Annotated in this window: 4 protein-coding genes and 1 pseudogene; 2 read left to right on the top strand and 3 right to left on the bottom strand. The window is 57.5% G+C overall.

What is annotated here, in order from left to right:
• On the top strand, nucleotides 1-901 hold a 901-nt coding region (locus tag WA354_RS24440; protein ID WP_472815636.1), incomplete at its 5' end, for an energy transducer TonB.
• A 23-nt stretch (nucleotides 902-924) separates the two neighbouring features.
• Here WA354_RS24440 and WA354_RS24435 read toward each other — a convergent pair.
• The 3 genes from WA354_RS24435 to WA354_RS24425 all read right to left on the bottom strand — a co-directional run bounded on the left by WA354_RS24435 (nucleotide 925) and on the right by WA354_RS24425 (nucleotide 3,175).
• On the bottom strand, nucleotides 925-1,719 hold the full coding sequence (locus tag WA354_RS24435) for a TIGR03435 family protein (RefSeq protein ID WP_472815635.1): 795 nt from the start codon (nucleotides 1,717-1,719) through the stop codon (nucleotides 925-927).
• Between the two features lie 102 nt (nucleotides 1,720-1,821).
• Nucleotides 1,822-2,499, bottom strand: a complete 678-nt coding sequence (locus WA354_RS24430; protein WP_472815634.1) for a 4-hydroxy-tetrahydrodipicolinate reductase — start codon at nucleotides 2,497-2,499, stop codon at nucleotides 1,822-1,824.
• 325 nt (nucleotides 2,500-2,824) lie between these two features.
• Complete coding sequence (locus WA354_RS24425; protein WP_472815633.1) at nucleotides 2,825-3,175, bottom strand: STAS domain-containing protein; 351 nt, start codon at nucleotides 3,173-3,175, stop codon at nucleotides 2,825-2,827.
• A 281-nt stretch (nucleotides 3,176-3,456) separates the two neighbouring features.
• Between WA354_RS24425 and WA354_RS24420 the strand changes: the two are divergent.
• A pseudogene (locus WA354_RS24420) lies at nucleotides 3,457-3,878 on the top strand (hypothetical protein); the annotation flags it as partial.

Genomic DNA, 3,878 nt, shown 5'->3' with positions numbered 1-3,878 from the left:
GGTCGAGGCCGCGTCTCGTCCCATACCGGGCGCGGTATCGATCCCTGACGCAGCGTCGCTTCCGGCCATCGAACGTCCTCCGGTAGCAGTGGACCTGTTCCGTTCCTCCCATGCCCAAACTGATTCGCAGCCAGACGAGGAAGCAGAGAAACGGGGCGCCAACTGGATCAAGTGGATTCTGATTGCTGCTGGACCGGTGGTGCTCGGGCTCATACTGCTGGTTGTCTTCACTCGTCCTTCGTCCCAAACCCCCGCGGCGACGCAGCCGAAGCAACAATCAGCTCCGGTCCAAAGCCAACCGGAAACAGTTGTTGCTCCAGTTGCAAATCCTGTCGCAAAACCGACCGCTGGAATCGCAATCGCAAAGCCGTCGCCCGCGTCGGCGCCGATTCCTTCGGACGAGACTGAGTCCGCCAGCTCTGAGCCCGTCTCGCCCGATGCAATGGCAGCGCAGCTTGTTGCACCGACGCGGATCGCTGGACAGATCAAGAAGCCCGCACCGCCAGACGAGCCGCCTCCAGCAGCTCCGGGACCGGTGGCGCTGGAAGATAATAATGTGATTCCGGGATCGGTGTTCGGTAACGCAAACAGGGGAAAGGTCACGTCTCATGTAGTGGCGATTTCAGCCGGTGTGGCCGACGGCATGATTATCCACAAGACGCCGCCGGTATATCCCAAGTTCGCGCAGGAGGCCCACGTTACGGGTAAGGTCCTCCTGAAAGCCACGATCACTAAACAAGGCACGATTGAAGGCGTGCAGGTGCTGAGCGGTCCAAAGATGCTGGCGCCGGCGGCCGTCGATGCGGTGAGGACCTGGAAATATAAGCCTTACATGCTCGACAATCAGCCTGTGTCCGTGGAGACGAACATCACCGTGGTGTTTGGTTCTGGCGGCAAATAGGTCCCCGTCAGGCTCAAAGCTACTTAATTCTCCGAAGGGCGCTCGATGTGGTCGATCAGGACCACGTCAATGGGCGCCTTTGCAGGTTCAAGCTTGAGGCCGAGTTGCTCCTGCAGCGCGGTAAAGATGGATGGACCGGCGTCGGCAGAACCCGGTTCATCGTTCCACGCCCAGTTGAGATTGATCTCGTATTTACCAGTGAGGCCAGTCTTGTCGATGATCTTGCGGCCGGCGGGATTGGAGAGACTTGCAGCGAGAGCTGCGACGTCCATGCCTTTACTGTTGATACTCCCCATTCCCATGCGGTATCCGCTGTTCTCAGATGGCGGTACTTCTTTCATTTTGATCCCGTTTTTGGCGATGACCAGGTTGTAGACGGGGAGGTCCTTCTCCTCCACACGAACGCTGAGCCTGAATCGATCGGCCAACAATTCCCGCATCATTAACTGGCGTTGCCTGCTCTGATCGCTTCGTGAGAGTTTGCCGAAGATCTCGGCTGTGTCAGCATCGAGTTTGCCCTCGATATCGAAGTTTTCTCTTTCCGCCCAATCCGGAAGGCCGGAAATCTGGTCGAGCATGATGAGGTTGTACGCACTCATGACGAGGCTGCGAACAGGCCCGCTTGCCGAAAAGCCGGTGGAAGTGGTGCGCCACCACGAGCCAACAGCCGGATCATCTTTGTGTGGCTTAACCGAAACGATGTCATAGGCGGTGGGAAGCTGCGATGGTTTTAGAGAGGGAATGGCCGGCTCGGGGTGCTGCGTTGTTTGCGCCGAGATCGAAGAGATCACTACAAGGAGCAGGATCGAGGCGGCCACCTGCTTAAATTTCGATTCAGATGCACCACAGCTGCAGATAGCCACAGCAACGCGCTCCCTTCTTCTTGCTTTCTGAAATAACGATCGTCATCGCTCACGATGTTACAGCTGATCGAAGATCTCGCGGAACTCCCAGACGCCGGACTTGTCGTTGAGCCACTCAGCGGCGCGGACTGCGCCGACCGCGAAGCCACGGCGCGAGTGGGCATCGTGGCGAAGCTCGATGATGTCGTAGTCGCTTTTCGCTGTGACGATGTGTTCGCCGTTGGCATCGCCAACGCGGTGCGACTCGATCGGCACATCGATGCCGGGCTGGACTGAATGGATGATCTGCTTGAGCGTGATCGCGGTGCCTGAGGGCGCGTCGAGCTTCGAGGTGTGATGCGTCTCGCTGATGCCGAACTTGTAGCCCTCAATCTTCGCCAGCTCCGCGGTGAGGCGGAAAAGCTTTTGTACGCCGATGGAGAAGTTGGTGCCATAGAGCAAACCGCCTTCTCGACGTTCAGCAATTGCTTTCAACTCGGGCAGGTGCGCGTACCAGCCGGTGGTGCCGACGACAATGCGGCAACCGAGCGCGAGGACGGCGCGCATGTTCTCGACAGCGGCTTCGGGGGTGGTGAAGTCGATTACCACGTCGACGCCGGCAAGGTTAGGCGCTGTGAGTGCCGAGGCGTGCTGATTCTCATTGATGTCGAGCGCGCGGACGCCGTGGCCGCGCTCACGCGCTACCTCGGCAACGAGGGAGCCGGTTTTTCCTTTTCCTAGAATCAGAAAGAGCATTGGCGCTCCGTAGAAGTGAGTTAGACTTCCAGCTTACAGCGAATCAGCGGGCCGGTTACGCCATCCTTGACATCCAGATCCGTAGCGAAGTACCCCGGGAATCGGTATCGGAAAGGCGGGAGATGAAATGGGTGGAGAGCAAACGGATGGCAAGAGGAAATTAGGCTTACAAGAGCGATGCCATGCACAAACTGTGCATTTGCATATCGAGGGTACTCGCTTGTGCTGGAAAGAACAAAGAACCGGGCCTGATCATTGCCGGTAACAAAGGTGCTTCGCACTGCGAGACAGGCCGCGCGTATGTCAGATCACAAATCTGCCAGGACTACGCGGCCGGCATCTCGTAGCAGGGTTGATCGGGGCAACGCGAGGGTTCGCCCGAGATGAGGATGCGGTCTAGGCCGACCAGTTCGAGAATTTCTACGACACGGTGCGATGCGTTGATGATCGCGAACTCGTGTCCGGCCATGCGCGCCTCTCCGTAGAGAGAGATAAGCACGGCGATGCCGGCGGCGTCGATACGTTCGATGTTGCGCATGTCGAGCGTGACCGATTGCTCGCGCACGGCGGGCTTGAGTTCATTCACCAGCCGTTGTTCCTCACCGCGCACCAGCTCGTGCAGATTGCCCTGAATGGTGATCGTTCTGTCCATAACGTTTTGATAATTGCGTGTCATAAAAATACCTCCCTTGAAACGCCTATCCGCGGCGTCCACAGGAAAAGCCGAAGAAACGGGGGATCGGCTTCTCGTCCTCTTGTTTGCATCCGAGTCGCCAAAGCAGAGCTTGTGGTATCTACTGAAACGACAAGGGATACGAGCTACGCTCCGAATTTTGCTAACGGTCTGACTGTTCGAAATCCCTGTTTCGCGTCCACATTCGAACAGTCTCATCGGAGTCCCGGGTAAGGGATGTTTGCTTACCCGGCTGATCATGGTGATCTCTACGCATGGAGGATATGAAGAAGTTCCATATATTTGATGAAGCGGGTGCAGAGTTGGATTCGGGCGCGACACATCTCAATAGCGAGACAGTCCAAGACCTGGGTAAGGCTTGTGGATTCAGCAATGCCGGCCTGGTCGCTTTACCGCATGGTGAAGCGTCTCGCGATGCGAGCCGCTTCACACAGTGGATTGCGGCGGGCCATGCCGGAAGTATGCGTTATCTTTCACGCATAGATGAAACCGGCGAACTGTTGCGCGCGCGCGTTGACACGCCGTTCTCATGGGCGCGGTCTGCCATTGTGTGCTTTGCGAGCTATCACTGCGAGGAACCACTCTCTACCGAAACAGACGAACAACAGAGTGGGTGGATCGCGCGCTATGCGTGGAGCAGCCGCGTAGACGCAGATGGCAATCGCAGGCCGAGCGATTATCACAA

The sequence above is a fragment of the Occallatibacter sp. genome (assembly GCF_049802275.1).
In the GTDB taxonomy this organism is placed as follows: domain Bacteria; phylum Acidobacteriota; class Terriglobia; order Terriglobales; family Acidobacteriaceae; genus Telmatobacter.
This window is presented reverse-complemented; position numbering and strand designations above follow the sequence as displayed.